The sequence below is a fragment of the Leifsonia sp. Leaf264 genome, from assembly GCF_001422325.1.
Taxonomy (GTDB): domain Bacteria; phylum Actinomycetota; class Actinomycetes; order Actinomycetales; family Microbacteriaceae; genus Orlajensenia.
Genome location: NZ_LMMR01000008.1, coordinates 121,651 through 146,972 on the forward strand (window position 1 = coordinate 121,651; position 25,322 = coordinate 146,972).

Genomic DNA, 25,322 nt, shown 5'->3' on the forward strand with positions numbered 1-25,322 from the left:
TGACGGATGCAGCCGATCGGCACGGATGCGCTGCTCACCCCGGCTGAGCGGGTCGACCTCGAGAGCCAGGCGCGCGTGCTGGCGCGACTGCGAGTCGAGGTCGACGACGCCATCGGCCTGGCGGTGCTCGAGCCCGGCGTCTGGCACTCCCCGGCCAGGGACGCGTGCGCCGTCAGGGTGGCCGAACTCCGTGGAGAACTCGGGACACTCTCGGCGCGCATCGACGAGGCGGCGGCGCTCGTGCGATACCGACTGCACGCGCTCGATGCGACCGGATCGCCGGGTGCCGGGTGAGCGTCAGTTCCGCACTCGACGGCGCCCCGGCACCGGGCGGTCCGCTGATGGTGTCGGGAGGTGGCTCGACGGCTGTCGCGACCGAGGAGCTGTCGGCCCTCGCGGCGCGGCTGCGCAGCATCTCGGCATCCGGAACCGATTGGACGCAGGCCCTGGGGACTCTCGCCTGGCTCGGCGGGTCGAGCGGGCTGGTGATCGCCCTCGATGACGCATGCTCGGCGGCTCGCACAGTGTCAGCGGATGCCGGCAGCATCGCCGACGCCCTTGATCGCTCGGCCGAGGGATACGGCGAGGTGGAACGCCGCAGCCTCGGGTTGCAGCAGGCTCTCGGCGGATTCGCCGGCTGGGTGGGCGGCTTCCTCGCCGTGGGGATGCTGCCGGCGCTGCTCTGGGGTGGCGGGTTGCTGGCCGTCGACGTGGTGCTGGCCTGGTTCTTCGTGCAGGGGGTGAACAGACTGCTCGGCCGGCCCGTCGATGATCCGGCGGGTTGGCTGGAATGCAACTCCCGGCTGCTCAACTCACCGGAGTCGGTGGCCCTGATGCGGATGCTGGTGTCGTCTGTCGACGACGCGGCGGGTGGTGTCGTGCGGCTGCCGTACCCCCTCAGCCAGGCGCTGGGCGACTCCGGACTCGACGTGTTCGGCGTCGGCACGTCGGCCTTCGGTCTCACGGTGCTCGCGGGCATGGTCGGCGCCGTCCGGGAGACGCCGGTGCGCGTCGGCCAGGTGACCGCCGACGGTTCACGCCTGCCGACCCGGACGCGTCGCGGTGCCGCAATCGGTCCAGCAGCGGGCGCCGCAGTGGTGGCGCCGGTCAGCGTCGCCGAGATGGTCACGCGGGTGCCTCCGTCGGTGCCCGGGGGACCGCAGGTGCGCGTGGAGCGCTACGGTGGCGACGATCCGCACTGGGTCGCCTACATCGGCGGCACCATCTCGTGGGATCCTGTCGGCTCCACCGAGCCCTGGGACCTCACCTCCGATGTGCACGCCGTGGCAGGAGCGGGTTCGGGCTCCTACCGCGCCGTGCTCGATGCCCTCGACCAGGCCGGCGTCGCCGAGGGCGACAGCATCGTCGCCGTCGGGCATTCGCAGGGCGGACTCCTCGCCGCGCAACTCGCGAACGACGGCCGCTACGACGTCTCGGGCCTGGTGACGGCCGGGGCGCCGATCGCCCAGCTCGCGGTGCCCGCAGACATCCCGCTGCTGCAGATCGAGCACAGTGACGACATCGTGCCGGCCCTCGGCGGCTACGGCGACGCTGATCCCTCGCCGGAGCACCTGGTCGCGCGGCGGGAGTACCTCGCCGGGCGAAGCGGGCCGACCGAGGGTCCGGTGCCGGCCCACGCGCTGACGTCGTATCAGGAGACCGCGGCGATGGTCGATGCCGCGCAGGATCCACGGCTGGCGGCGGTGCGCGACAGCATCATCGGGGCCTCGGCGGGTGCAGGGGCCGGTGTCGGAGCGGCAAGCTGGTGGCGGGGCGAGCGGCGGTGACGCTGCGGGTCGCCGAGCTCTCGTTCCGGGTCGTCAGTCGGCGGCGCGCGGGCGGATGAAGATGCCGAGGATCGCGGCGATGATCGAGAGCACGAGTGCTCCGAGCACGGCCCACCAGAAGTTGTCGACGGTGAGCCCGAAGCCCATGAGGCCACTGATCCACGACACCAGGAGCAGCAGCAGAGCGTTGACGACGAGCGACAACAGGCCCAGCGTGAGGATGTAGAGCGGGAAGGCCACGATCCTGATGGCGGTGCCGATGATGCCGTTCACCAGGCCGAAGATCAGGGCGACGATCAGGTAGGTGAGCACAGTGGCGACGGGGGTGTCCTCGTATGGGGTCATGTGCACACCGCCGTAGACGATCACCGTGGTCAACCACAGCGCCAGGGCGTTGACGATGAGACGCAGGAAGAATGCCATTCCTCAACTATGGCATCGAACATCCGTGGCCCCGCGGATCTTCAGCCTGAATCGCATGCCCGCCGTGGAATCGGCCGTGTCTAGACTCGTCAGCGTGACCGCTGCGACACCCCCCACTCCTGCTGCGCCGTCCGCCGGCATCCGCCTGCGCCCCGAGATCGCCGCGCTCCCCGCCTACAGGCAGGGGCGGGCCGCCGCGCCGGACGGCTTCAAGCTGTCGAGCAACGAGAACCCCTACGACCCGCTTCCCGGCGTTCGAGAGGCCGTCGCCGCGGCATCCGACTTCAACCGCTACCCGGACGCCAGCGCTCTGGCCATGCGGGAGAAGCTCGCGGAGCGCTTCGGCCGCACCGCGGACGAGGTGCACATCGGCGCCGGGTCCGTCGCACTGCTCGCCCAGCTCATCCTCGCCACCTCCGGCCCCGGCGACGAGGTCGTCTACTCGTGGCGTTCCTTCGAGGCCTACCCCGGTCTCGTCACCGTGGCCGGTGCCACCAGCGTGCAGGTGCCGAATCGCGCCGACCATGCCCACGACCTCCCGGCGATGGCGGCTGCGGTGACCGACGCCACACGCCTCGTGATCGTCTGCTCCCCCAACAACCCCACGGGATCGGTCGTCTCGGCCGAGGAGTTCTCGGCCTTCATCGCCGACGTCCCCGAGGACGTCCTCGTGGTGCTCGACGAGGCCTACGCCGAATTCGTCACCGATCCCCGTGCCGTCGACGGCGTCCCGCTGCTGGCTCGCCACCAGAACCTCGTCGTGCTGCGCACCTTCTCCAAGGCGTACGGACTGGCGGGCCTCCGAGTCGGATACGCGCTCGGGCCCGTGGCCGTGCTCGATGCCGCCCGTGCCACGGCCATCCCCCTGTCCGTCACGGGCCAGGCCTCAGCGGCCGCCATCGCCTCACTCGACGCCGAGGACGAACTGCTCGAGCGCGTGCGCCACATCGTCGCCCGCCGCGACACCGTCTACAGCGGCCTGATCGAGCAGGGCTGGGACGCCCCCAAGCCGTCGGGCAACTTCATCTGGCTGCCGACCGGCGAGCACACCACCGCAGCGGCCGAGCGCCTCTTCGAGGCCGGACTCGTGGTGCGCGCCTTCGCACCTGAAGGCATCCGAGTGTCGATCGGAGAGGAAGAATCGGTGGACAAACTCCTACAGATCTCAGGAGAGATTGTGCGCTCTCTACCAGAAGGGCACTCCGCCCGGCGGATAGCGTAGAGAAATGGCAGCCAACTCGAACGACTTCAGCGTGCCGACGGTGCAGCTGCTCGCGCCGGATGGAACCTTCGCCCCGAACGAGGCGGCCGAGGAGTTCCTGCCGTACTTCGAGCGCCTGACCGATGCAGACCACGAACGCTTCTACCGCGAGATGGTCGTCATCCGCCGCTTCGACCGCGAGGCAGCCAACCTGCAGCGCCAGGGGCAGCTCGCGCTCTGGGTGCCGAGCCATGGCCAGGAGGCCGCCCAGGTGGGATCGGCCTTCGCCACCCGCCCGCAGGACCACATCTTCCCGTCCTACCGCGAGCACGTCGTGGGCAAGATGCGCGGACTCGACGTCGTCGACGTGCTGCGGATGCTGAAGGGACTCACCCTGGGAGGCTGGGTTCCCGAGGAGAACGGCAACTTCCACCTCTACACGCTGGTGCTCGCGTCGCAGACGCTGCACGCCACCGGGTACGCCATGGGCATGCAGTTCGACGGAGCCACGGCCACCGGCGACCCCGAGCGCGACGAGGCCGTGATCGTCTACTTCGGCGACGGAGCATCGTCGCAGGGCGATGCCAACGAGGCGCTCGTCTTCGCCGCCAGCTATCAGACACCTCAGGTGTTCTTCCTGCAGAACAACGGCTGGGCGATCTCCGTGCCGGCGAGCCGCCAGTCACGCACGCCGTTCGCGCTGCGCGGGCACGGCTTCGGGATGCGGTCGAACCGCATCGACGGCAACGACGTGTTCGCGAGCTACGTCGTCACCGCCAAGCACCTCGATGACGCCCGGGCAGGGCATGGCCCCGCCCTCATCGAGGCGATGACCTACCGCGTCGGGGCCCACACCACGGCAGACGACCCCACCAAGTACAGGCTCGACGCCGACCTCGCCGACTGGGTCGCGAAGGACCCGATCGTGCGGCTGAAGGCCTACCTCGAGAACCGTGGTGTCGCCCAGGCGTTCCTCGACGACGTCGAGGAGGAAGCGGCCGACTTCGCCGCCGACACGCGCCGACGCGCACTCGAGGTGGTGGCACCCGACCAGGACGTCATCTTCGACAACGTCTACGCCGAGGCCAGCGCGACCCTCATCGAGGAGCGCGCCTGGTTCGAGGCGTACGAGGCATCCTTCGAGGAGGCGCAGTCATGACAGACACCGACACCAGGCCCGCCGCATCCGTCACCGGCACAGGCGATTCGGACGCGACCGCGCCAGCTCGCCGCACCGGCACCGAGAGCCTGCCTCTCGGCAAGGCCATCAACGCCGGCCTCCGCCAGGCCATGCTCGACGACCCCAAGGTGCTCATGATGGGCGAGGACATCGGCCCGCTCGGTGGCGTGTTCCGCGTGACCGAGGGACTCATCCAGGAGTTCGGCGACAAGCGCGTGCTCGACACACCGCTCGCCGAGTCCGGCATCGTCGGCACGGCGATCGGCCTCGCGATGCGCGGCTACAGGCCTGTGATCGAGATCCAGTTCGACGGCTTCATCTTCCCCGCGTTCGACCAGATCACCACCCAGCTGGCGCGCATGCGCAACAGGCACGAGGGCGGCGTCACCATGCCCGTCGTCATCCGGGTGCCCTACGGCGGACACATCGGCTCGATCGAGCACCACCAGGAGAGCCCGGAGGCGTACTTCGCGCACACCCCCGGCCTTCGCGTGGTCAGCCCCTCGACGCCGAACGACGCCTACTGGATGATCCAGCAGGCCATCCGCAGCGACGACCCGGTTCTGTTCTTCGAGCCCAAGAGCCGGTACTGGCCCAAGGGCGTCGTCGACTTCGACAGCCAGCCCACTCCCCTGCACGCCACCCGTGTCGTGCGCCAGGGAACGGATGTCACGGTCGTCGGCCACGGGGCCATGGTCACCACCCTGCTCGAAGCGGCCGACATCGCCGCCGAGGAGGGCACCAGCCTCGAGGTCATCGACATCCGCTCGATCTCACCGCTCGACTACGGCCCCATCCTGTCGTCGGTCGAGAAGACCGGGCGCCTCGTCGTCGCCCAGGAGGCGTCAGGATTCGTGAGCGTCGGATCCGAGATCGCCGCGACCGTGGCCGAGCGCGCCTTCTACCTGCTGCAGGCTCCGGTGCTTCGAGTGTCGAGCTACGACACCCCCTTCCCACCGGCCGCTGTCGAGACGCAGTTCCTGCCGAGCCCCGACCGGGTGCTCGAGGCCGTCGACCGCGCCCTGGCGTACTGAGAGGCTCCCCATGAGCGACCTGACCTTCCGCCTGCCGGACGTCGGTGAAGGACTCACCGAGGCCGAGATCGTGCAGTGGCGCGTCTCCCCCGGCGACAACGTGGCCGTCAACGACGTGCTCGTCGAGATCGAGACCGCGAAGTCTCTGGTCGAGCTGCCGTCGCCGTACGCGGGCGTCGTCGGCGCGTTGCTCGTGGCCGAGGGGCAGACCGTCGATGTCGGCACGGCCATCATCACGGTGGCGACGGATGCCGCGGGCGCGGCGTCGGCGTCGGCGCCGGCTCAGGCTCCTGCTCCCCCCGCCGCCGCGACACCGGTCGATGTGGTTACGCCACCCGCCGGCGAAGCCGAGAAGCCGGAGCCCATGCTCGTCGGTCATGGCAGCTCGGCCTCCGGCGGCACCCGCCGACGCCGCACGCGCACAGCCCCGACGGCGCACGAGCACCTCGCCCCGACGCCGGTGCACCAGACCAGCGCGGCGCCGCTCGAGCGCCCGGCGCCCGCGGCATCCGTCGGCCCCGTGCTGGCGAAGCCGCCGATCCGCAAGCTCGCGAAGGACCTCGGGGTCGACCTCTCGATCGTCACCCCCACGGGGCCCGTCGGTGATGTGACCCGCGACGACGTCATCCGCGAGGCCAGCCAGGTGAGCGTGTTCCGCAACATCCAGACGCCGGAGTGGCCCGACACCCGCGAGGAGCGCATCCCCGTCAAGGGCGTGCGCAAGATGATCGCGCAGACCATGGTGAAGAGCGCCTACAGCGCCCCGCACGTGAGCCTGTTCGTCGACGTCGACGCGACGCGCACCATGGAGTACGTGAAGCGCCTCAAGGCCGGAACCGACTACGCCGGCATCCGCATCTCCCCGCTGCTGGTGATGGCGAAGGCCATCATCTGGGCGGTGCGCCGCAACCCCACGGTGAACGCCATGTGGACCGATGAGGAGATCATCGTCAAGCACTACGTCAACCTGGGCATCGCCGCGGCGACCCCGCGCGGACTCATCGTGCCGAACGTGAAGGACGCCCAGGCCATGAGCATGGTGCAGCTGGCCTCGGCGCTCGAGCAGCTCACCATCACCGCCCGCGAGGGCAAGACCAGCCCGGCCCAGATGGCCGGCGGCACCATCACCATCACGAACATCGGCGTCTTCGGCATGGACACCGGAACGCCCATCCTGAACTCCGACGAGGTCGGCATCGTGGCGCTCGGCACCATCAAGCCCAAGCCGTGGGTCGTCGACGGGGAGGTGCGCGTGCGCCAGGTCACCACGATCGGTGCGTCGTTCGATCACCGCGTGGTCGACGGCGATGTCGCCAGCCGCTTCCTCGCCGACGTGGCGTCGATCATCGAGGAGCCGGCGCTGCTGCTGGAGTAGGCGGGGCTCTCGCGGTGCGCTGCCGAGACTGCAACGCGCTGCTGAGATCGGAGGCGCGCAGCCGAGGGTCGACAGCGCGGCGAGCAGTGTCGCGCGATCGGGGCGCGAGTTCTCAGAACCTGACTTCGTAAGCGACGGATGCCGCCGAGCGCTCGACCTCCGTCATGCCCGCCTTCTCCATGACACGCTGCGATGCCACGTTCGCCGGCGTGGTGTCGGCGCGCGCGACGCGGGCTCCATGCTCGGCGGCCAGTTCGAGGGCAGCGACGACGGCCTCGGTCGCGAGGCCGAGGCCGCGTGCCGAGGCCACCAGGCCGTACCCGAACTCGACGGCGCCGTCGGCGGCATCCGGAGGCCCGAAGAATCCGACCCCGCCGATCGCCTCGCTCGTCCCGCGCAGCCGCACGACAAAGGGCCCGAACGGTGCCGGGTCGCCATGCTCGGCGACGATGCGCAGGTACAGGCGGGCGACGTCGAGCTCGTCGGCGAAAGGATAGCCGTCCGCCCACCGGTCGGAGCCGGCGGGATCGCCGGCCAGCATGCGTTCGGCGTGGGCGACGGTGTACGGCTCGAGCAGGAGGCGCGGGGTGAGGACGGGCATCGACATCCAGCGTACGGCGAGCGACTCGCGCGCGGTCGCTCTCGTGCCCTGCTGGCACGCTGCGCTACCGAAGCGTGCCGCCGCGGCTGAAATTCGAGGCGCGCGGCTCGGAATCGATGGCGTGGGCGGCTCGCCGCGCGAACAGGACACGACGAAGCCCCGCCGATCCGAGGAACGACGGGGCTTCGGATGCTCGGGCGGAGGCTAGCTTGTCGCGAGGATGTCGATCACGAAGACGAGGGTCTCGCCGGCGAGCTCGGCGGTGTTGCTGTCGCTCTTCTCGCCGTAGCCCTCTGCGGGCGGGATGACCACGACGACCTGCGAGCCGACGGTCTGGCCGGCGATGGCTTTCGCGAATCCGGGCACGACGCCGGAGAGGGCGAACGAGCTCGCGCCGCGGCCCCAGCTCTGGTCGAAGATGGATCCGTCAGACCACTTGGTGCCCTGGTACTGCACGGTGACTGTGGCGTCATCGGCGACGACGGCGCCGTCGCCCTTCTTGAGGACGCCGATCTTCAGCTCGGTGGGGGCGTCGCCCTTGGGCAGGGTCACGGCGGGGGTGCCGTCCTTGGCGAGCTTCACCGTCGGGAGGCCCTCGGGTGCGGGCTGGTCGGCGCCCCACGCCTTGCTCGGAACGACATCCTTGACGTCGAGCACGACGACGAGGGAGTCATCCGCCGCGACATCGAGGTCGGAGTTGCCGGTCGTGCCGAAGGCGTCGGCGGGCGGGATGACCGAGACGACGCGCGAGCCCTCGGTCACGCAGCCGATCGACTTGGCGAGGCCGGCCATCAACGAGTTGACGCTGGCCGTGAAGGTGGGCGTCACTCCCCCGTCGTACCCGGCCGCGTCGATCCTGTCGCCGGTGGTGCCGTTGAAGACCACGTAGGCGACCGAGGCGCTGCCGCCGGCGGCGAGCTCGTCGCCCTTGCCCTTGACGACGACTGTGCGCTCGGTCTCGGAGGAGGTGAGGCCCTTGTCGAAGGTCGCCGTGGGTTCGGCCTTGAGGTCTGTCGACACCTTCACAGCATCGGATGCCTTCCCCGACGGGGTCGCGCAGACGTCGACGTCGGCGGCAGCGGCGGCCGTCGACGATGCAGGGGTCGGCGAGTCGCTCGAGCACGCCGCGAGGGTGGCGATGAGCGCCACGGCGGCGAGAGAGGCGAGAACGGGCGCAGTGCGACGACGCATGAGTCACTTTCGTTTGAGGGCGTGAGCCTCGACAGGCTATCGGGCGCACTGGTGAGTGGGCTGGCAGGAGGCTGGCAGAGTGCTTGCCGAGAGCCATGCGACACCTGACGGGCGACTGTTGGTTTTGACAATCATTATCATTAGCCACTACCGTCGATCCCGTGAAGAGACGCAGCAGAGTGACCGCGACCATCGCCGCCGCGATCGGCGCTGCCCTGGCGTTGACGGGCTGTGTCGGCGACGACAACGGCTTGGGCGGAGTCGCCGCCCAGCTCGGCACCCTGCGCGTCGTCGCCACGACCACCCAGGTCGCCGACTTCACCCGGGAGATCGCGGGGGATGGGGCATCCGTCACCCAGCTCATCCAGCCCAACCAGAGCGCGCACAGCTACGACCCGTCGGCCGCCGACCTGATGGCGCTGTCGAAGGCCGACGTCCTGGTGCAGAACGGCGCCGGCCTCGAGGAATGGCTCGACGACGCCGTCGAGGCCTCAGGCTTCAGCGGCGTCACCGTCGACTCCAGCACCGGGATCGACCTCGATGAGACCCAGGGCGACGAACACGACGACGCCGCGGACGCCGACGACCACGATCATGCAGCCGGCAACCCGCACATCTGGACCGATCCGGCGAACGCCGAGCAGATGGTGGAGACCATCACCACGGCGCTCAGCACCTCGTACCCGGCAAAGGCTGCGGACTTCCGCGCCAACGCCGACGCCTACATCGCCAAGCTGACCGCCCTCGACGACTGGTCGCGCACCAACATCGACACCGTTCCCTCCGCCGAGCGCCTGTTCGTGAGCAACCACGACGCCTTCAGCTACTTCGTCGACGCCTACGGCATCGACTACGTGGGCAGCGTCATCCCGAGCTTCGACGACAGCTCGGAGCCGAGCGCCGCCGAGATGGACAAGCTCGTCGCCGACATCGAGGCCACGGGAACGAAGGCCGTCTTCTCCGAGACCTCGCTTTCACCGAAGACCGCGCAGACCATCGCGAAGGAGGCCGGCGTCGAGGTCTACTCCGGCGAGGATGCCCTGTACGGAGACTCGCTCGGCCCGGCGGGGAGTGACGGCGCCACCTACATCGATGCGCAACTGCACAACGTGCGCATGCTGCTGCAGTCGTGGGGCGTGACGCCGACCGCGCTGCCGGCATCCTTGCAAGAATGACCCACGTGGAACCAGACGAGCAGTCGGGGGCCGGGGGAGTGACGGATGCCGTCGCCCCGGTGCTGAGCCTGCGTGCCGCAGCGTTCTCCTACGGCGGGGCTCCGGCCATCCACGGCGTCACCGTCGACGTGCACGCCGGAGAGGCCGTCGCCCTCATCGGGCCGAACGGCTCCGGCAAGTCGACGCTGCTGAAGGGGCTGCTCGGCCTCATCCCAGTGACGGAGGGCGGCTTCGAGGCCTTCGGTGCCGCGCGCAGCGGTCTCCCCGCCCGGCAGGCTGATGCCGCAGCCAGGCTCTCGCGTCGGCGCATCGGCTACCTGCCGCAGAGCGACGAGCTGGACCCCGAGTTCCCCATCACGCTCGAGCAGGTCGTGATGATGGGCCGCTACCGCGCCCTCGGCTTCTTCCGGTGGCCGGGCCGTGCCGACAGGGCGGCCGTGGCCGACGCGCTCGCCACAGTCGGCCTGGCGCATCGCGCCAAGGCGCGCTTCGGGGAGCTCTCGGGCGGACAGCAGCAGCGCGGCCTGCTCGCGCGGGCACTCGCATCCGGTCCCAGGCTGCTGCTGCTCGACGAACCGTTCAACGGCCTCGACCAGGCCAACCGCGACGCCCTCGTCGAGACGCTGAGGCTGCTGAAGGCCCGCGGCGTCGCCGTGATCGTGTCGACCCACGACCTCGAGCTCGCCCGTGACGTCTGCGACATCGTGCTGCTGCTCAACGCGCAGCAGGTGGCCTGCGGGCGCACGGAGGACGTGCTCACGCTGCCCAACGTCCAGGCCGCATTCGGCGAGGTGGGCGTCGAGGTCGACGAGCACACCCTCGTCGTGCCGGGGCACGAGGGCCACTGATGGACGTGCTCGTCTCCTGGTTCGTCGAGCCGTTCTCGCTGCCGTTCATGGCGCGCGCGCTCGGCATGCTGCTCGCGCTGGCTGTCGTGGCCGGGGTCGTCGGCGTGATCGTGAACCTGCGCGGACTCGAGTTCATCAGCGACGGCCTCACCCACGCCGTGTTCCCCGGGATCGCGATCGGCTTCGTCGCCGGCGGCCGCGACGGGCTGCTGGTCGGTGCGATCATCACGGCCCTGGTCGCCGCCGTCGTGCTCACCCTGCTCACCCGCAGCGGCGTAGCCTCGGACGCGGCCATAGCCATCGTGCTCACGGGCTTCTTCTCCGTCGGCGTCCTCGTGGTCTCGCGCCAGACCGACTACGCCGGCCAGCTCGACGCCCTGCTCTTCGGTCGCCTGTTGACGGTGACGGATGCCGACCTCTGGCGCACCGTCGCCCTCTGCGCCGTGGCGCTCGTGGCCGTGCTGGCCACGCTGCCCGCCCAGCTGTACCGTGCCTTCGACGCACGGGGGAGTGAGGCATCCGGATTCCGTCCGCTCGTGAACGACCTCATCCTCAACGGCGCCATAGCCCTCGTCGTGGTGGCGGCATCGAGCGCCGTCGGCAACCTGCTGGTCCTCGCCGTCCTCGTCGTGCCCGGTGCCGTGGGCCGGCTGCTCACCCGGCGGCTCTGGCTGCTCTTCCCGCTCGGAGCAGCGGCGACGGCGCTGGCCGCCTGGATCGGTCTCGGCATCGGCTTCGGCGTCTCCGTCGACGACGGACTGAGCCTCCCGGCTGGCGCCACCGTCGTCCTGACGCTGGTGAGCCTGTACGCGATCGTGCTGCTCGCCCGACTGGGCGTTGACAGGGTGCGCGGCACCCGCGTACCCGCGGCGGCCATCGACAGGCGCGTCGAGGTGAGCGCCTGATGGGCTACTTCGAACTCGCCCTGGTGGCTGCTGTCGTCATCGGCGCCTCCAGCGGCCTCGTCGGCACCATCGTGGTGCTGCGCAAGCGGGTCTTCTTCGCCCAGGCACTCACCCACGCCACCTTCCCCGGCGCCGTGGCCGCTGCCATCCTCGGGCTCAGCATCCCCCTGGGTGCCGCGCTCGCCAGTGTCGTCATCGTCGGCATCATGGCGCTGATCAGCCGGGTGCGACGCCAGGGCACCCAGGTCGCTGCGGGCATAGTGCTCACGGCCGGATTCGCCCTGGGCGTCGTGCTCCAGGCCATGAACCCCGGCGTCCCGGTGGAGATCGAGTCGTTCCTCGTCGGCTCGATCCTCTCGGTGAGCACGGCCGACGTCGTGCTCGCCTCGGCGGTGCTGTTCGTCACGGTTCTGGCGCTGCTCGCCTTCGGCAAGGAACTCGTCTTCCAGACCTTCGACCGCCGGGGTTACGCCGCGGCCGGCTATCGCGAGTGGCCGATGGAACTGCTCGCCCTGGTGCTCATCACGGCCACCGTGGTCACGACCATGCCGGCTGTCGGCGCCATCCTCGCCATCGCACTCATCGCAGCACCCGCCGCGGCCGCTCGGGTGGTCGCTCCGTCGCCGCGCTGGATGTTCGTGATCGCCCCCGTCATCGGGGCGGCATCCGGGATCATCGGCGTCGTCCTCTCCCGCGTCGCCGACGTCGCGGCGGGGCCGACCATCGCGTTGGTGGCTGCAGGGTTCTTCCTGCTCGCCCTGCTGCTGCGACGGATGCCGCGGATAGGCTGGAGAACCGGAGTGGAGACAGCATGAAGCGCAACACCTGGCAGCGTGAGGCCGTGCGCGCGGCATTGGACACCTCGGGTGGATTCATAAGCGCGCAGGGCCTCCATTCGGCTCTGCACGCCGGAGGATCGCCGATCGGGCTCGCCACCGTCTACCGCGCCCTCTCCGATCTCGCCGAACAGGGCGAGGCCGATTCGCTGCAGTCGCCAGAGGGCGAGAGCCTCTATCGGGCCTGCTCGACGACGGGGCACCACCATCACCTGATCTGCCGCAACTGCGGCCTCACCGTGGAGATCGGCGCCGCCGAGGTCGAGGCCTGGGCCCAACGCGTCGCCGGCGAGCACGGCTTCACCGAGGCCGCCCACGTGGTCGACGTGTTCGGCCTGTGCGCCGACTGCTCACGCGCCGCGACGGCTACCGCCGGGTCGCAAGCGACCTAGCGCTGAGTGCGCCCGCATCGGAACCAGGCGGGATCCGGCGCCGGGCCGACACGGCCCTCGATCGGCGCTACTCGGCGGGCTGGCGGTCGAGCACGTCGAGCACGTCGAGCACCTCGAACGGCCGCTCGATGTGGGCGAAATGGCCGGTGTCAGGCAGGACGAGGCTGCGTGTCTGCGGCACGACGGCCGTGAGTCGCTCCAGGTCGTCGCGCGCGAGGAACACGTCGCGCCGCCCGCGGATCGCCGTCACCGGGCAGGCGACGCGGGGCCACAGGCCGGCGGCCGGGTACACGGCGGCCGCGTCGGAGGCCAGTGCGAACGCGTGCGGACGCACCTCCTCGGCGATGGCGTCGAAGACCGAGGCGTCGATGAATCCCGGATGGCTGAACAGCGGCGATGCCAGCGCGCGCATGAACCCGAGCCGGCCGAGGCCGCGCACGAGGCTGCGGCCGGCCGGCTCGTGCCAGTCGAGAAGCTGCATCGTACGCCGCATGCCGGCATAGGCGGGGAGCGTCAGCAGGGCCGCCGACGGATGCCGCACGGCATCGAACACCCCGAACGTCGTCGGTGACACCAGGGTGAGCGCCGTCGTCGCGGTCGGTTCGATGGTGGCGATGTGCAGGGCGACGGTGGCTCCGAAGGAGTGGCCGACCACCCGCCAGCGCTCGTAGCCGAGCCCCCTCACCGCGGCCACGAGCGCCCGGGCGATGTCGTCGATCGTGAAGAGGGCGGCATCCGTGGGGAACGGGCTGGCGCCCCAGCCCGGGATGTCGGGGATCACCAGGTTGTCGAGGGCGTCCCCCCGCAGCTCGGCCGCCTGCAGGAGAGGGGTGAACGTGGTCCAGGACCCGGCGGCGCCGTGCAGCATCAGCGTCGCGGTCTCGTCGGTGCGATCACGGCGACCCGTCTGCAGCTCGAGCTCGCCGACGGTCGTGTGGATGGTGCGAGTGTCGAGGTCGAGCTCCGCCGCACGCGTGAGGAGTCCGAACGGCGCGTAGCCCGCCGAGGTCTGCTCTGCGATCATGGGAGTGATTCGGAGCTCGCGGCGGAACGGATGCCGCCCTCGTAGTCGCACATCGCCCTCGTTTTGCGCGACACGCCGTCGATGGCGTAGACTCTCCCTTTGGCTAGGCGTCATCTCAGCGCCTGGATTCGTATGCCGCCTCCCCGACTCGCAAGAACCCGGGGTGAAGGCATGCCGACAAGAGATCTTGGGAGGGGCATGCGCCCCTCGGTATTGGAGGAATCACAATGGCAGCAGTGTGCCAGGTGACAGGAGCCGTTCCCGGCTTCGGTCACAACATCTCGCACTCGCACCGACGCACCAAGCGTCGTTTCGACCCGAACGTGCAGCGCAAGACGTACTACGTCCCGTCGCTTCGCCGTAGCGTCACCCTGAACGTCAGCGCCAAGGGAATCAAGGTCATCGATGCCCGTGGCATCGAGTCCGTCGTCAAGGACATTCTCGCTCGTGGGGTGAAGATCTAATGGCCAAGCAGCAGGACATCCGTCCCATCATCAAGCTCCGTTCGACGGCAGGCACCGGTTACACCTACGTGACCCGCAAGAACCGTCGCAACAACCCCGATCGTCTCGTGCTGAAGAAGTACGACCCCGTAGTGCGCAAGCACGTCGACTTCCGCGAGGAGCGCTAAACATATGGCTAAGAAGAGCAAGATCGCCCGCAACGAGCAGCGCAAGGTCATCGTCGCGCGCTACGCCACGAAGCGCGCCGAGCTGAAGAAGGCTCTCGTCGACCCCAACGGAACCGACGAGTCGCGCGAGGCAGCTCGCGTCGGCCTGCAGAAGCTTCCCCGCAACGCTTCGCCCATCCGCGTTCGCAGCCGCGACGCCATCGACGGCCGCCCCCGCGGTGTCCTCACGAAGTTCGGCGTCTCGCGCGTCCGCTTCCGTGACATGGCACACCGTGGCGAGCTGCCCGGCATCACCAAGTCGAGCTGGTAGCACCCAGCCCGGCCTGATGGCCTGAATCATCCTGAACGGGATGCCCGACTCCGGTCGAGCATCCCGTTCAGTGCGTTAAGGCGTGAACGGATGCCGCGAGTCCGCTGAAACGCCGGAGAACGGCCGATGTGCCGCATCCGGGGGCGACTTGCGTGACGAATGTGACGAATGCGGCCGATTCCGCGTGTCGCGAACGCCCATACGGGCCTGAAATCCGCGGAATCTCGCGGATCTCTGTTACATTCGAGGCGGTCATCCGACCAGAGGGGCAAGCGGAGACGCCCACCCCGCCATCTCGAAAAGCTGTACGGCTCGATATCGAGTCGGCACGCAGATGTACGTCCGAGGAGGACACTCAATGGCTGACAAGTCGCTTAACAAGACCGAGCTCGTCGCAAAGATCGCTGCGTCCACGGGTCAGAGCCAGGCCACGGTCGACGGCGTTCTCGGCGGTTTCTTCGACGCTCTCGCCGAGTCGGTCGGCAACGACGTCAAGGTCTCGATCCCGGGATGGCTCGCCGTCGAGCGCACCCACCGCGCCGCACGCACCGGCCGCAACCCGCAGACCGGCGCCACCATCGAGATCGCAGCCGGCTACTCGGTCAAGGTCTCGGCTGGTTCGAAGCTCAAGGCTGCTGCCAAGTAGTCTTCGCTCCACCACCCGCGAGGGGCTCGGCTTCGGCCGGGCCCCTCGCGTCGTTAACATCTCGCGTCGGCTGCGCCTCGACCGCGCCCTCCGCAGGACGCAGCGCGCGGGAGGAAGCATCGGTGCTGGAACGTAGACTTGACGAGTGAAGCGATCCGCCCGAGTGCTCGGCCCCGCCGTGCTCGTGGCGGCGGCGCTGGTCAGTCTCATCGCGGCTCTCGCCTATGGCGGGGGAGCGGCCCCGCAGGCCCTCGAGGACCCCGGAGCCGTCGTGCGCTGGGGCCTGCCGGCAGCGAAGCTGTTCGTGAACCTCGGTGCCGCCGGCATGATCGGCGCACTGATCCTCGTCTGCTGGGCGCTGAGTCCCGACGAGGACGAGTTCGACGGGGCGCTCGATGTTGCAGCAGCATCCGCCGGCGTCTTCACGGTCTCGGCCGGAGCGACGGGGTTCCTGACGTTCCTCTCGGTCACCAACACGCCGCTCACCTTCGACGATCGCTTCGGCGCCACCCTCAGCCAGTTCCTGACGGCCATTCCGCTCGGTCAGGCCTGGCTCGCGACGACTCTCATCGGCGCCCTCGTCACCGTGCTGTGCTTCGCCGTGCGCAACCACACCGCTCTGGTCTTCGTCACCGTCGTCGCCGTCGCGTCACTCGTCCCCATGGCGCAGCAGGGCCACGCCGCCGGCACGGCCGGCCACAACGCCGCCATCATCGCGCTGGGCCTGCACCTGGTCTTCGCCGCAGCCTGGCTGGGCGGCCTGCTCACCATCGTGCTGCTGCGCACCAGGCTGCAGCCGGGTCGCCTCATCGCCGTGCTCGGCCGGTACTCCACCGTCGCGCTCATCTGCTTCATCGTCGTCGCGGCATCGGGCTATGTCAGCGCCGCGCTGCGCATCGGCACCTTCCAGAACCTGCTCACTCCCTACGGCGTGCTCGTCTTCGGAAAGATCGCCGCTCTCCTGGCCCTCGGATGCTTCGGGGCCGTGCAGCGTCGCTACGCGATCGGTCGCATCGCACGCTCGACGAGCGGCGGCGCCGGCAGCGCGCGGGGCTGGTTCTGGAGCCTCGTCGTGGTGGAGCTCGCCTTCATGGGCATCGCCGCCGGGCTCGCCGCGGCCCTCGCCCGCACGGCCACGCCGATCGCCGAGACGCCGCCGGGCTCGGGCACTCCAGCCGAACTGCTCACCGGCGAGCCGCTTCCGCCGGTGCTCACGGCCGTCCGCTACCTCACCGCGTGGAACTGGGACCTGCTCTGGGTGCTGGCCTGCGCCTTCGGCGCGTTCTTCTACCTCGCCGGAGTCTGGCGCCTGAACCGCCGCGGTGACCGCTGGCCGATCTTCCGCACCATCTCGTGGATCGCCGGACTCGTCGTGCTGTTCTACGTGACCAACGGCGCCGTCAACCTCTACGGCCAGTACCTCTTCTCCACGCACATGCTCGCCCACATGGTGCTCACCATGGCCGTGCCCGTGCTGCTGGTTCCCGGCGCACCGGTGACGCTGGCCCTGCGCAGCATCCGTCCCCGCAAGGACGGCAGCCGCGGCGGGCGCGAGTGGATCATGCTCGCCGTGCACTCGCGCTTCGCCGGGTTCATCGCCAACCCGATCGTGGCGGCGATCCTCTTCGCGGCCAGCCTCTGGATCTTCTACTACACCTCACTGTTCAGCTGGGCGACGACCGACCACCTCGGGCACGAGTGGATGACCGTGCACTTCCTGCTCACCGGCTACCTCTTCGTGCAGTCCATCATCGGCATCGACCCGGTGCCGTACCGCCTGCCGTACCCGTTCCGCCTGCTGCTGCTCCTGCTCACGATGGCCTTCCACGCCTTCTTCGGCCTCGCCATCATGACCGGAACCGGGCTGCTGCTCGCCGACTGGTACGGCGCCATGGGGTGGGGAACCGACGCGCTGGCCGACCAGCAACTCGGCGGCGGCATCGCGTGGAGTGTCGGCGAGATCCCGACGGTGGCCCTCGCTATAGCCGTGGCCATCCAGTGGAGCCGGGCCGACGAGCGCGAGACCAAGCGCCGCGACCGGAATGCCGACCGCACGAACGAGGCCGAGCTCGAGGCCTACAACGCCCGCCTCGAGGCCATGGCGAAGCGGGACACCTCGGTTCGCTGACGATGTCGTCCGCTCGTCGACGATCGCCGTGGTGCGGCGCCCGGGATCAGTGCAACTGGATGTTCAGGTTGCCGTCGGGCCCGATGACCACCGTCGCACCCATCGAGTAGCCCTCGTCGCGTTCGACGGTCGACTCCTCGCCGTCGTAGAGCGACTGCACCCCGACGGAGATGTGGGCGACGCCGGGTGTCGACGGCATCTGGAAGGCCGTGTCATCGGGCACCAGCGTCACGTCGGGGTAGCTCACGATGCTCCAGACGGGTTCGCTGATGACGCGATCATCGATGACGGTGCCGAACGGGCATCCCGTCGGCTGCAGCACCTTCTGGGTGGCGCACTGGTCGAGGAAGCCGTTGATCTCCGTCTGCACCTCCGCGATGAAGGTCTTCGTGGGCTGCACGTCGATCGTGACGTCCTGGGTTCCCACCTTCGTCACCGGGATCGACTGCGCCGGAGCCTCGAGCTGCAGCGAGGAACGGCTGAACTCGTAGACCGCCGGAGCGAGCACGAGGTAGTCGGCCGAGTTGTTGAACGTCGGTTCGGCATCGGGAGCCGCGTGGGCCCGAGCATCAAGGGTGAGGCCATTCACGGTGAAGGTGTTGTCGTGCAGCACTGTGACGGTGAGGGCGGCGATGGGGCTGGTGGCGAAGCGCCAGGTGTGGAAGACGCCGGCCCAACTGCCGTCGCGCTGCACGTCGAACGTCATGGACTTGCTCACGCCGCCGACGGTGACCTTGTAGGTCACGCTGTGGTGACCGTCGTCGTCGTTGGTGTCGCTCACCAACTCGACGGCGCTCGGGCCGCGCAGCACGGAGTCGCGCAGCAGGGTGTCGGCCGACTTCGGCGGCAGGCCGGCCGAGGCCAGGTCCTCGGGGGCTATCCTCACTCCGGGCATGGCCAGAGCCGCGTTGGCATCGCCGTCCTCGATGGCCGAGAGGTACTGCTCCACGAATCCGGCGGCGCTGTAGATGCTGCGGTTCAGGGCGCCGATGGCAGCCAGCAGGGCGGCGACGAGCAACAGGGCGATGGCCAGCCAGATCAGGACCGCCGCAGTGGGGTTGGTGACCCGGCTGGGCGGCGCCACCGACGTGGCAGCGGGCACGGCGGCGGTTCCCGCCACGACAGCACCGACGCGCGGACCCGGGTCGCCGGCTGCGTGCGCTCCGTGGTGGCCGATGCCCAACTCGCGGTCGGACACTATCGGCACCGGGATGGTGATGCCGAACGGGCTGGTCGCCGGAACCGACGTCGGTTCGATGTCGGGGTCATCGGCCGGGTGCACGAGCGGAGGCTCGGGCTCTGGACCGTGCATGGGCGGAGGGCCGTCCGACGGGGCGTCCTGCTCGGTCTCCGGTCCGGATCGGGGCTCGGGCGGGGGCACGGATGCGGGCACGCCGTCGCGCTCGTCGTCCCACCCCGGTTCCACGTGGTCATTCTATGGTCGACGCCCACCTCGGGATCGGACCCGACCCGGCCAGTACAGTGGGATCACCGTCTCCTGTCGTGAAAGGCCGCCGTGTCAGTCCCCGCTCTGTCGGCCGAGCAGGCCGCGGTCTTCGAGGCCATCGAGGCCACTCGCGACCATGTCTTCGTCACGGGACGTGCCGGCACGGGCAAGTCCACCCTGCTCAACCACCTGAACTGGAACACCGAGAAGCAGATCGTCATCGCGGCTCCGACGGGCGTGGCCGCGCTCAACGTCGGCGGGCAGACGATCCACTCGCTGTTCCGCCTTCCCATCGGGCTCATCGCCGATCACGACATCGACCAGAACGACGCCACGCGGAAGCTGCTGAACACCATCGACACCCTCGTGATCGATGAGGTGAGCATGGTGAGCGCCGACCTCGTCGACGCCATGGACCGCAGCCTCAGGCAGGCCCGCAAGAAGCCGTTCACCCCGTTCGGCGGCGTGCAGGTGGTGCTGTTCGGCGACCCGTACCAGCTCGCGCCGGTGCCGGGCGACGCCGACGAGCGCGCCTACTTCACCGACCATTACAGGTCGATGTGGTTCTTCGACGCCAAGGTGTGGGCAGAGGCCGACCTGCGCATCTTCGAGCTCGGGCAGATCCACCGGCAGAACGATGCCGAGTTCCGCCACATGCTCAACGCCGTCCGGCACGGGCAGGTCACGGCGGAGATCGGCGGTCGGCTCAACTACATGGGTGCCCGGCGTCCGCTGCCGGAGGAGGGCGCCATCACCCTCGCCACCCGCAACGATGCCGTCAACCGCATCAACGCATCAGCCCTGGCGCGCCTGACGGGCAGGTCGCAGGCGAACGAGGCCGACATCTCCGGCGACTTCGCCGGGCGCGCTTACCCCGCCGACCTCAAGCTCGAGCTCAAGGTGGGGGCGCAGGTCATGTTCCTGCGGAACGACTCGGCCATCGACGGGGGGCCGCGCTGGGTGAACGGCACCATCGGCGTCGTCACGGGCATCACGGACACGGTTCAGGTGGAGGTCGACGGCGAGGTCCACCACGTCGAGCCGGCCACGTGGGAGAAGTTCAAGTACACCTACAACGCCGCCACCAAGAAGCTGTCGAAGGACATCGTCGCCGAGTTCACGCAGTTCCCGCTGCGTCTGGCCTGGGCCGTCACCATCCACAAGTCCCAGGGGGCGAGCTACGACACCGCCATCGTCGACCTCGGTCCGCGGGCGTTCAGCCCGGGCCAGACCTATGTGGCGCTCAGCCGCCTGACGCGGCTGGAGGGGCTCTACCTGACGCGCCCGTTGCGACCGAGCGACATCATCGTCGATGACGACGTGCGCCGCTTCATGGACACTGCTCAGCAGATCCCGGCGATCGAGGCCGACGCCGCACTCTGAGGCCCGCGTCGACCCCGTCTGCGTCAGTGCTCGTGACCCGGCACGACGAGCTCCACACCGTGCTCACCGTGCGGGTGGGCGTACTGCCCGGCCTCGGTGGCGGCGAGGGCCGGGGTCGCGATGGCCGACACGAGGGCGGCACTCGCCGCGAACGCCCCGACGAAGCGCCAACCACCGCCCGCGGACGCAGCAGGCGGGGCGGGGACAGCGGACGAAGTCGAACCGGTTGATCCGGTTACAGTGGTTGCGGCATCCGCGCGCCGCAGCGATCGAGCGCAGATGGCCGCGACGGACAGGGTGAACACGCTCGCAGCCACGAGGGGAAAGAGGGGGACGGATGCCGCGGGCTCGGCGGCTCCGACGGCCACGAGCGAGAAGGCCACGGCCACCCAGAGCGCCGACGACGACGCCGACACCACGAGGGCCAGGCGTACGAGCAGGAGGCGCGAGGTTCGGAGCACCGCGATGCCCCACGTGATCTCGGCGACGCCGAGCAGCACGAGCGCACCCGCGAGGAAGACGGGGGCGCTCGCCGCGACGGCGAGATGGACGAGACCCGCGCCCAGGGCCGCGAGCGGTGGCCAGGCCAGGCCCAGCGACGATGCCGACGGGAACGGCGACCTCGTCGACGGGACCTGGGCCGGGGTCGTCGCGGCCGGCTCGATCGGGGCGGCCGGGGGGACCGCTCCGATCGAGGGGCGCGGGCGGCTCATCCGAGCGCTCATGGCGTTATGCCACGGCCGCGTTCTGACGAACGGCGCGCTCGGCTCCCAGACCGACGCCGAGCAGCAGGATCGCGCTGGCGAGGTGCAGGAAGTGGTCAGGCGTGTTGAGCGCCAGGATGTTGGCGGAGGTGCCGGCGAGGAAGAAGCCGACGATGCCGAGCAGCAGGTAGGCGGCACCGATCACGGTGTTCACGCCCTTCGCCGCCTTCACACCCGAGAGGCCGCCGATGAGGAGGACGGCGCCGATGAGCAGGTGGGCGATGTTGTGGAACGGGTTCACCTCGAAGATGCCGAGGAGCAGGCCTCCGCGGGTGGCGACGAAGTCGACTCCGCTGGTCACGAAGAAGCCGAGCACGCCGACGAGAAGGTAGACGGCTCCGAAGATGACACCGACGATGCGGTTGGGTGATGAACTCATGGCTTTCGCCTCCAGTTTCCTGTCGACGCGGCATCCGCCGCGCTGATCATGCGTGACGTCTGTCGCGCTCAGATGGTTCGCCGCGGAGGACGGGATCGGATTGGGAGCTGTTCGTTACCCCGTCCGACCGGCCCGGTTCACGCGCGCGGATAAGATCAGGTGAGCGGAACTCGAGGGGGATCGAAGTGACCGGCAGGACCAGGACTCGTGGCTTCGCCACAGCGGCGATGTTCGCCGCCGTCGCCCTCCTGGCAACGGCCTGCTCCGCCACCGGAGCCGCTCGTGCGGCCCTCCCCGAGCAGGTCGACACGCCGTTCGACAAGAGCGTTGAGGAATCTCTCAGCGACACCCTGAAGACGGCTGTAGCCCTGTCCGACTCCACCGGCGGCGTCGCAGGAGTGTGGGCCCCGTGGGCGGGGCAGTGGCTCGCCGCAACAGGCCAGCTCGGCATCAAGGACAAGAAGCCCGTCACCACGGACACGCACTTCCGCATCGGAGAGCTGACGCAGGGGATGACCTGCACGGTGCTCATGCGTCTCGTCGACGAGAAGACCGTGACGCTCGACGACTTCGTCTCGCATGTGCTCCCGTCCATCCCGGGAACCGAGGGCATCACCCTCGGGCAGCTCTGCCAGGGCACCTCGGGCATCGCCGACACGCATTCGGCGCTCGGCTCGCAGTTCACGAAGAACCCCGAGCGGCCGTGGCCGCCCATCGAGATCGTGTCCAACGCGCTCGCCCTGCCGCGCACCGGCGCCCCCGGCGAGAAGTGGGCGCGGTCGGACGGCGGCTACATGCTCCTGGGCCTCGCCCTCGAGGCGGCGACGGGGCGCAGCTGGGCGGATCTGGAGAAGCAGTACGTGCTCGATCCGCTCGGACTCGAGCAGACCGGCATCCCCGCGGACTCCGAGGTGACGGTGCCCGGGGAGCACCCGGCCGGCTACCTCGTCCCGTCAGCAGACGGCGCGCTGAAATGCGATGCCGTGCGTGACGTCTCCACGCTCTCGCCGTCGATGGCCGGCACCGCCGGCGGCGCGGTGTCGACCGTCCCCGAGCTCAAGACCCTCGTTCAGTCCCTCGCCTCGGGAACGACGCTCACCGAGAAGACCCACACGAAGCAGTGGCAGACGGTGCCTCTCGGCGGCTCGGCACCGCAGTGGGAGGGCAGGGGCTATGGCGGAACCCAGATCGGCCCGCTGCGCGGAGGCTCGGCCAGCTTCGGCGGCTACATCAGCGCGGCGTACTCGGATCCCGACAGCGGCCTCACCGTCGTCGTCATGCTGAACAACGCCACGGCCGGCGCCGACTTCGCCCAGAACCTCGCGCTGCAGTTGGCCTCGCTCGGTGCCAGAACCGCCGCCGCGAAGGAGTCGGCGCTCGACAAGCCCGTCATCGAGCTGCCCTGGTCGGCCGAACAGATGGCCGACAAGCTCAAGGCCGACGCGATCTGCCAGAAGTAGCGTTCGTCGGACCGCCGGGTCGGAGCCGCCCGGGCGCATGGTGTGCGAGCGACTGTCGGCCGATGCTGCGACCATGGCCTGATGACCGAATCGACGAAGGATGCAGCGCTCGAGGTGCTGCGACGGCTGGTCGGCAATGACAAGGCCGACTTCCACGACGGCCAGTTCGAGGCGATCGAGACTCTCGTCGACGCCCGCCGACGGGCCCTCGTCGTGCAGCGCACGGGCTGGGGGAAGTCGGCCGTCTACTTCGTCGCCACGCTGCTTCTGCGCCAACGTGGCGCCGGCCCCACCATCCTGGTGTCCCCGCTGCTCGCCCTCATGCGCGACCAGATCGCCGCCGCCGCCCGCGCCGGGGTGCGTGCCGTCGCCATCAACTCCACGAACGCTCACGAGTGGGACGACGTGCTGGCCCAGCTGGCCGCCGACGAGGTCGACGTGCTGCTGGTCTCGCCTGAGCGCCTGAACAACCCCTCGTTCCGCGAGCAGCAGCTTCCCGCCCTGGTGCAGCGCGTCGGCCTGCTCGTCGTCGACGAGGCGCACTGCATCAGCGACTGGGGCCACGACTTCAGGCCCGACTACAGGCGACTACGTGAGCTCATTGCCCGCATGCCGGCGTCGGTCCCCGTGCTCGCGACGACGGCCACGGCCAACAGCCGCGTCGTCGCCGACGTGGCCGAGCAGCTCGGCGCCGGTGCCGACGGCACGGCGGTCGACGTCGTGACGATCCGGGGTCCGCTCGCGCGAGCCTCGCTGCGCCTCGGCGTGCTGCGCCTGCCCGACGCCCAGGCCCGGCTGGCCTGGCTGCTCAGCCATCTGGGCGAGCTTCCGGCATCCGGCATCATCTACACGCTCACCGTGGCCGCCGCCGAAGACACCGCCAGGCTGCTGCGTCAGGCCGGCCATGATGTGCGGGCCTACACCGGCCAGACCGACCCGGCCGAGCGCGAGGAGTCGGAGGGCATGCTCAAGCGCAATGAGGTGAAGGCGCTCATCGCGACGAGCGCTCTCGGCATGGGCTTCGACAAGCCCGACCTCGGATTCGTGCTGCACCTCGGCGCACCCTCGTCGCCCGTCGCCTACTACCAGCAGGTCGGCCGAGCCGGCCGTGCCACGGCGAACGCCGACGTGCTGCTGCTGCCGGGCCGAGAGGACCCCGACATCTGGCACTACTTCGCCACGGCCTCGATGCCCAACCAGATCCGCGCCGAGCGCGTGATCGCCGAGCTCGCAGCATCATCGACGCCGACGTCGACCCCGGCGCTCGAGGCCCTGGTCGACATCCGTCGCACCCCGCTCGAACTGCTGCTCAAGGTGCTCGACGTCGACGGTGCCGTCAAGCGCGTGCAGGGTGGCTGGGTCGCCACCGGTCAACCGTGGACCTACGACGCCGAGCGCTACGCGCGCATCGCGGCCGAACGCACGGCCGAGCAGCAGCACATGCTCGACTACGAGACGACGACGGGATGCCGCATGGAGTTCCTGCAGCGTGCGCTCGACGACGAGACCGCCGCGCCGTGCGGCCGCTGCGACAACTGCGCCGGGGTCTGGTTCCCGCAGGACCTCGCCGAGGGAGCCGCCGCGACGGCATCGACGGCCCTCGATCGCGTCGGTGTTCCCATCGATCCACGGGCGCAATGGCCGACGGGCGCCGACAAGCTCGGTGTGCCGGTGAAGGGACGGATCCCGGCGGAGGAACGGATGCTCGAGGGTCGCGCCCTCGCCCGGCTCACCGACCTGGGCTGGGGCGGAACCCTGCGCAGCACCTTCGCCGCGGGAGCCCCCGATGCGCCGGTGACGCCGGCGCTCCTCGACGCGTGCGTGCGGGTGCTGGCCGAGTGGGGCTGGAGCGACAGGCCCGTAGGCGTCATCGCCATGCCGTCGCGGCGGCATCCGCTCCTCGTCGACTCCCTCGCCCGGGGACTCGCGTCGGTCGGCCGCCTGCCCTACCTCGGCGAGCTCGGAACCCGCAACGGTGGACCGACGGGAGAGCCCGGCGGCAACAGCGTGTACAGGCTCGGAGGACTGTGGGATCGCTTCGACAGCTCCACCCTCGACCTGGCGGCGGCGTCAGGCCCCGTGCTCCTCGTCGACGATCTCGTCGACAGCCGCTGGACCATCACAGTGGCCGCGCGGGAGCTGCGGCGCGCCGGCGTTCCGGCCGTGCTGCCGTTCGTGCTGGCGCTGCGCGGTTAGAGCTCG

General features: G+C 69.8%; 26 protein-coding genes. 19 read left to right on the forward strand and 7 right to left on the reverse strand.

Annotated features, from left to right (window positions below):
* Nucleotides 1-6: 6 nt before the first annotated feature.
* Together ASF30_RS19595 and ASF30_RS19600 are read left to right on the forward strand one after the other, a co-directional pair.
* Entirely contained in the window at nt 7-294 is a 288-nt protein-coding gene (locus tag ASF30_RS19595) for a hypothetical protein (RefSeq protein WP_055910781.1), read from the forward strand.
* Nucleotides 291-1,787, forward strand: coding sequence for a hypothetical protein (locus ASF30_RS19600; RefSeq protein WP_055910784.1), 1,497 nt, complete (start codon nt 291-293; stop codon nt 1,785-1,787). Before ASF30_RS19595 ends, ASF30_RS19600 begins: the two co-directional genes overlap by 4 nt.
* Nucleotides 1,788-1,820: 33 nt before the next feature.
* Here the strand turns inward: ASF30_RS19600 and ASF30_RS19605 are convergent, their stop codons facing one another.
* Nucleotides 1,821-2,210 carry a phage holin family protein gene (locus ASF30_RS19605; RefSeq protein ID WP_055910786.1) on the reverse strand — a complete coding sequence of 130 codons (390 nt, stop codon included), beginning with the start codon at nt 2,208-2,210 and terminating at the stop codon, nt 1,821-1,823.
* Nucleotides 2,211-2,349: 139 nt separating this feature from the next.
* Here ASF30_RS19605 and ASF30_RS19610 point away from each other — a divergent pair, with 139 nt between their 5' ends.
* Genes ASF30_RS19610 through ASF30_RS19625 form a run of 4 tightly spaced genes read left to right on the forward strand, consistent with a single transcriptional unit; the run spans nt 2,350 to nt 7,000 of the window.
* The gene (locus tag ASF30_RS19610; protein ID WP_055911064.1) at nt 2,350-3,432 is read left to right on the forward strand and encodes a histidinol-phosphate transaminase; all 1,083 of its coding nucleotides are present in this window, start codon (nt 2,350-2,352) and stop codon (nt 3,430-3,432) included.
* 4 nt (nt 3,433-3,436) lie between these two features.
* On the forward strand, nt 3,437-4,570 hold the full coding sequence (locus tag ASF30_RS19615) for a thiamine pyrophosphate-dependent enzyme (RefSeq protein ID WP_055910788.1): 1,134 nt from the start codon (nt 3,437-3,439) through the stop codon (nt 4,568-4,570).
* Nucleotides 4,567-5,625, forward strand: coding sequence for an alpha-ketoacid dehydrogenase subunit beta (locus ASF30_RS19620; protein WP_082468142.1), 1,059 nt, complete (start codon nt 4,567-4,569; stop codon nt 5,623-5,625). The genes ASF30_RS19615 and ASF30_RS19620 overlap by 4 nt, the downstream gene beginning before the upstream one ends.
* A 10-nt stretch (nt 5,626-5,635) precedes the next feature.
* Nucleotides 5,636-7,000 (forward strand): dihydrolipoamide acetyltransferase family protein, encoded by a 1,365-nt coding sequence (locus tag ASF30_RS19625; protein WP_055910790.1) that lies wholly within the window; start codon nt 5,636-5,638, stop codon nt 6,998-7,000.
* Between the two features lie 112 nt (nt 7,001-7,112).
* On the opposite strand, the gene ASF30_RS19630 is transcribed toward ASF30_RS19625, so the two are convergent.
* A complete protein-coding gene (locus ASF30_RS19630) occupies nt 7,113-7,601 on the reverse strand; it encodes a GNAT family N-acetyltransferase (protein WP_200918496.1) in 489 nt (162 codons plus the stop codon).
* 204 nt (nt 7,602-7,805) lie between these two features.
* On the reverse strand, nt 7,806-8,792 hold the full coding sequence (locus ASF30_RS19635; RefSeq protein WP_055910794.1) for an FKBP-type peptidyl-prolyl cis-trans isomerase: 987 nt from the start codon (nt 8,790-8,792) through the stop codon (nt 7,806-7,808).
* A gap of 161 nt (nt 8,793-8,953) precedes the next feature.
* Here ASF30_RS19635 and ASF30_RS19640 point away from each other — a divergent pair, with 161 nt between their 5' ends.
* The 5 genes from ASF30_RS19640 to ASF30_RS19660 are packed head-to-tail and all read left to right on the forward strand — an operon-like array spanning nt 8,954 to nt 12,948.
* Nucleotides 8,954-9,967: a metal ABC transporter substrate-binding protein gene (locus ASF30_RS19640; RefSeq protein WP_082468144.1), complete on the forward strand. Its 1,014-nt coding sequence runs from the start codon at nt 8,954-8,956 to the stop codon at nt 9,965-9,967.
* Complete coding sequence (locus ASF30_RS19645; RefSeq protein WP_082468146.1) at nt 9,964-10,815, forward strand: metal ABC transporter ATP-binding protein; 852 nt, start codon at nt 9,964-9,966, stop codon at nt 10,813-10,815. Before ASF30_RS19640 ends, ASF30_RS19645 begins: the two co-directional genes overlap by 4 nt.
* Nucleotides 10,815-11,720, forward strand: a complete 906-nt coding sequence (locus ASF30_RS19650; protein WP_055910797.1) for a metal ABC transporter permease — start codon at nt 10,815-10,817, stop codon at nt 11,718-11,720. Before ASF30_RS19645 ends, ASF30_RS19650 begins: the two co-directional genes overlap by 1 nt.
* Nucleotides 11,720-12,535 carry a metal ABC transporter permease gene (locus tag ASF30_RS19655; protein ID WP_055910798.1) on the forward strand — a complete coding sequence of 272 codons (816 nt, stop codon included), beginning with the start codon at nt 11,720-11,722 and terminating at the stop codon, nt 12,533-12,535. The genes ASF30_RS19650 and ASF30_RS19655 overlap by 1 nt, the downstream gene beginning before the upstream one ends.
* Entirely contained in the window at nt 12,532-12,948 is a 417-nt protein-coding gene (locus ASF30_RS19660) for a Fur family transcriptional regulator (protein WP_055910800.1), read from the forward strand. The genes ASF30_RS19655 and ASF30_RS19660 overlap by 4 nt, the downstream gene beginning before the upstream one ends.
* Nucleotides 12,949-13,015: 67 nt before the next feature.
* Here the strand turns inward: ASF30_RS19660 and ASF30_RS19665 are convergent, their stop codons facing one another.
* Nucleotides 13,016-13,972 (reverse strand): alpha/beta fold hydrolase, encoded by a 957-nt coding sequence (locus tag ASF30_RS19665; protein ID WP_162240782.1) that lies wholly within the window; start codon nt 13,970-13,972, stop codon nt 13,016-13,018.
* Nucleotides 13,973-14,199: 227 nt separating this feature from the next.
* Between ASF30_RS19665 and rpmB the strand changes: the two genes are divergently transcribed.
* From rpmB to ASF30_RS19690, 5 genes are all read left to right on the forward strand, one after another.
* Nucleotides 14,200-14,436, forward strand: coding sequence for a 50S ribosomal protein L28 (rpmB, locus tag ASF30_RS19670; protein WP_055823794.1), 237 nt, complete (start codon nt 14,200-14,202; stop codon nt 14,434-14,436).
* Nucleotides 14,436-14,603 (forward strand): 50S ribosomal protein L33, encoded by a 168-nt coding sequence (gene rpmG / locus ASF30_RS19675; protein ID WP_021760158.1) that lies wholly within the window; start codon nt 14,436-14,438, stop codon nt 14,601-14,603. The genes rpmB and rpmG overlap by 1 nt, the downstream gene beginning before the upstream one ends.
* 4 nt (nt 14,604-14,607) lie before the next feature.
* Entirely contained in the window at nt 14,608-14,913 is a 306-nt protein-coding gene (rpsN, locus tag ASF30_RS19680; RefSeq protein ID WP_055823792.1) for a 30S ribosomal protein S14, read from the forward strand.
* Nucleotides 14,914-15,271: 358 nt separating this feature from the next.
* Nucleotides 15,272-15,559, forward strand: coding sequence for an HU family DNA-binding protein (locus tag ASF30_RS19685; protein WP_055823789.1), 288 nt, complete (start codon nt 15,272-15,274; stop codon nt 15,557-15,559).
* A 145-nt stretch (nt 15,560-15,704) separates the two neighbouring features.
* Nucleotides 15,705-17,687 (forward strand): cytochrome c oxidase assembly protein, encoded by a 1,983-nt coding sequence (locus ASF30_RS19690; RefSeq protein WP_200918497.1) that lies wholly within the window; start codon nt 15,705-15,707, stop codon nt 17,685-17,687.
* A 46-nt stretch (nt 17,688-17,733) separates the two neighbouring features.
* Here the strand turns inward: ASF30_RS19690 and ASF30_RS19695 are convergent, their stop codons facing one another.
* A complete protein-coding gene (locus ASF30_RS19695) occupies nt 17,734-19,113 on the reverse strand; it encodes a hypothetical protein (RefSeq protein ID WP_082468150.1) in 1,380 nt (459 codons plus the stop codon).
* A gap of 90 nt (nt 19,114-19,203) precedes the next feature.
* Here ASF30_RS19695 and ASF30_RS19700 point away from each other — a divergent pair, with 90 nt between their 5' ends.
* On the forward strand, nt 19,204-20,517 hold the full coding sequence (locus ASF30_RS19700; protein WP_055910802.1) for an ATP-dependent DNA helicase: 1,314 nt from the start codon (nt 19,204-19,206) through the stop codon (nt 20,515-20,517).
* Nucleotides 20,518-20,540: 23 nt separating this feature from the next.
* Here the strand turns inward: ASF30_RS19700 and ASF30_RS19705 are convergent, their stop codons facing one another.
* Entirely contained in the window at nt 20,541-21,242 is a 702-nt protein-coding gene (locus tag ASF30_RS19705; protein ID WP_157497541.1) for a hypothetical protein, read from the reverse strand.
* A gap of 4 nt (nt 21,243-21,246) precedes the next feature.
* Nucleotides 21,247-21,660 (reverse strand): DUF4383 domain-containing protein, encoded by a 414-nt coding sequence (locus ASF30_RS19710; protein ID WP_055910806.1) that lies wholly within the window; start codon nt 21,658-21,660, stop codon nt 21,247-21,249.
* A gap of 185 nt (nt 21,661-21,845) precedes the next feature.
* On the opposite strand from ASF30_RS19710, the gene ASF30_RS19715 reads away from it, so the two are divergent.
* Nucleotides 21,846-23,120 carry a serine hydrolase domain-containing protein gene (locus tag ASF30_RS19715; protein WP_055910809.1) on the forward strand — a complete coding sequence of 425 codons (1,275 nt, stop codon included), beginning with the start codon at nt 21,846-21,848 and terminating at the stop codon, nt 23,118-23,120.
* Between the two features lie 81 nt (nt 23,121-23,201).
* The gene (locus tag ASF30_RS19720) at nt 23,202-25,316 is read left to right on the forward strand and encodes a RecQ family ATP-dependent DNA helicase (RefSeq protein WP_055910811.1); all 2,115 of its coding nucleotides are present in this window, start codon (nt 23,202-23,204) and stop codon (nt 25,314-25,316) included.
* The last annotated feature ends 6 nt before the right edge of the window (nt 25,317-25,322 follow it).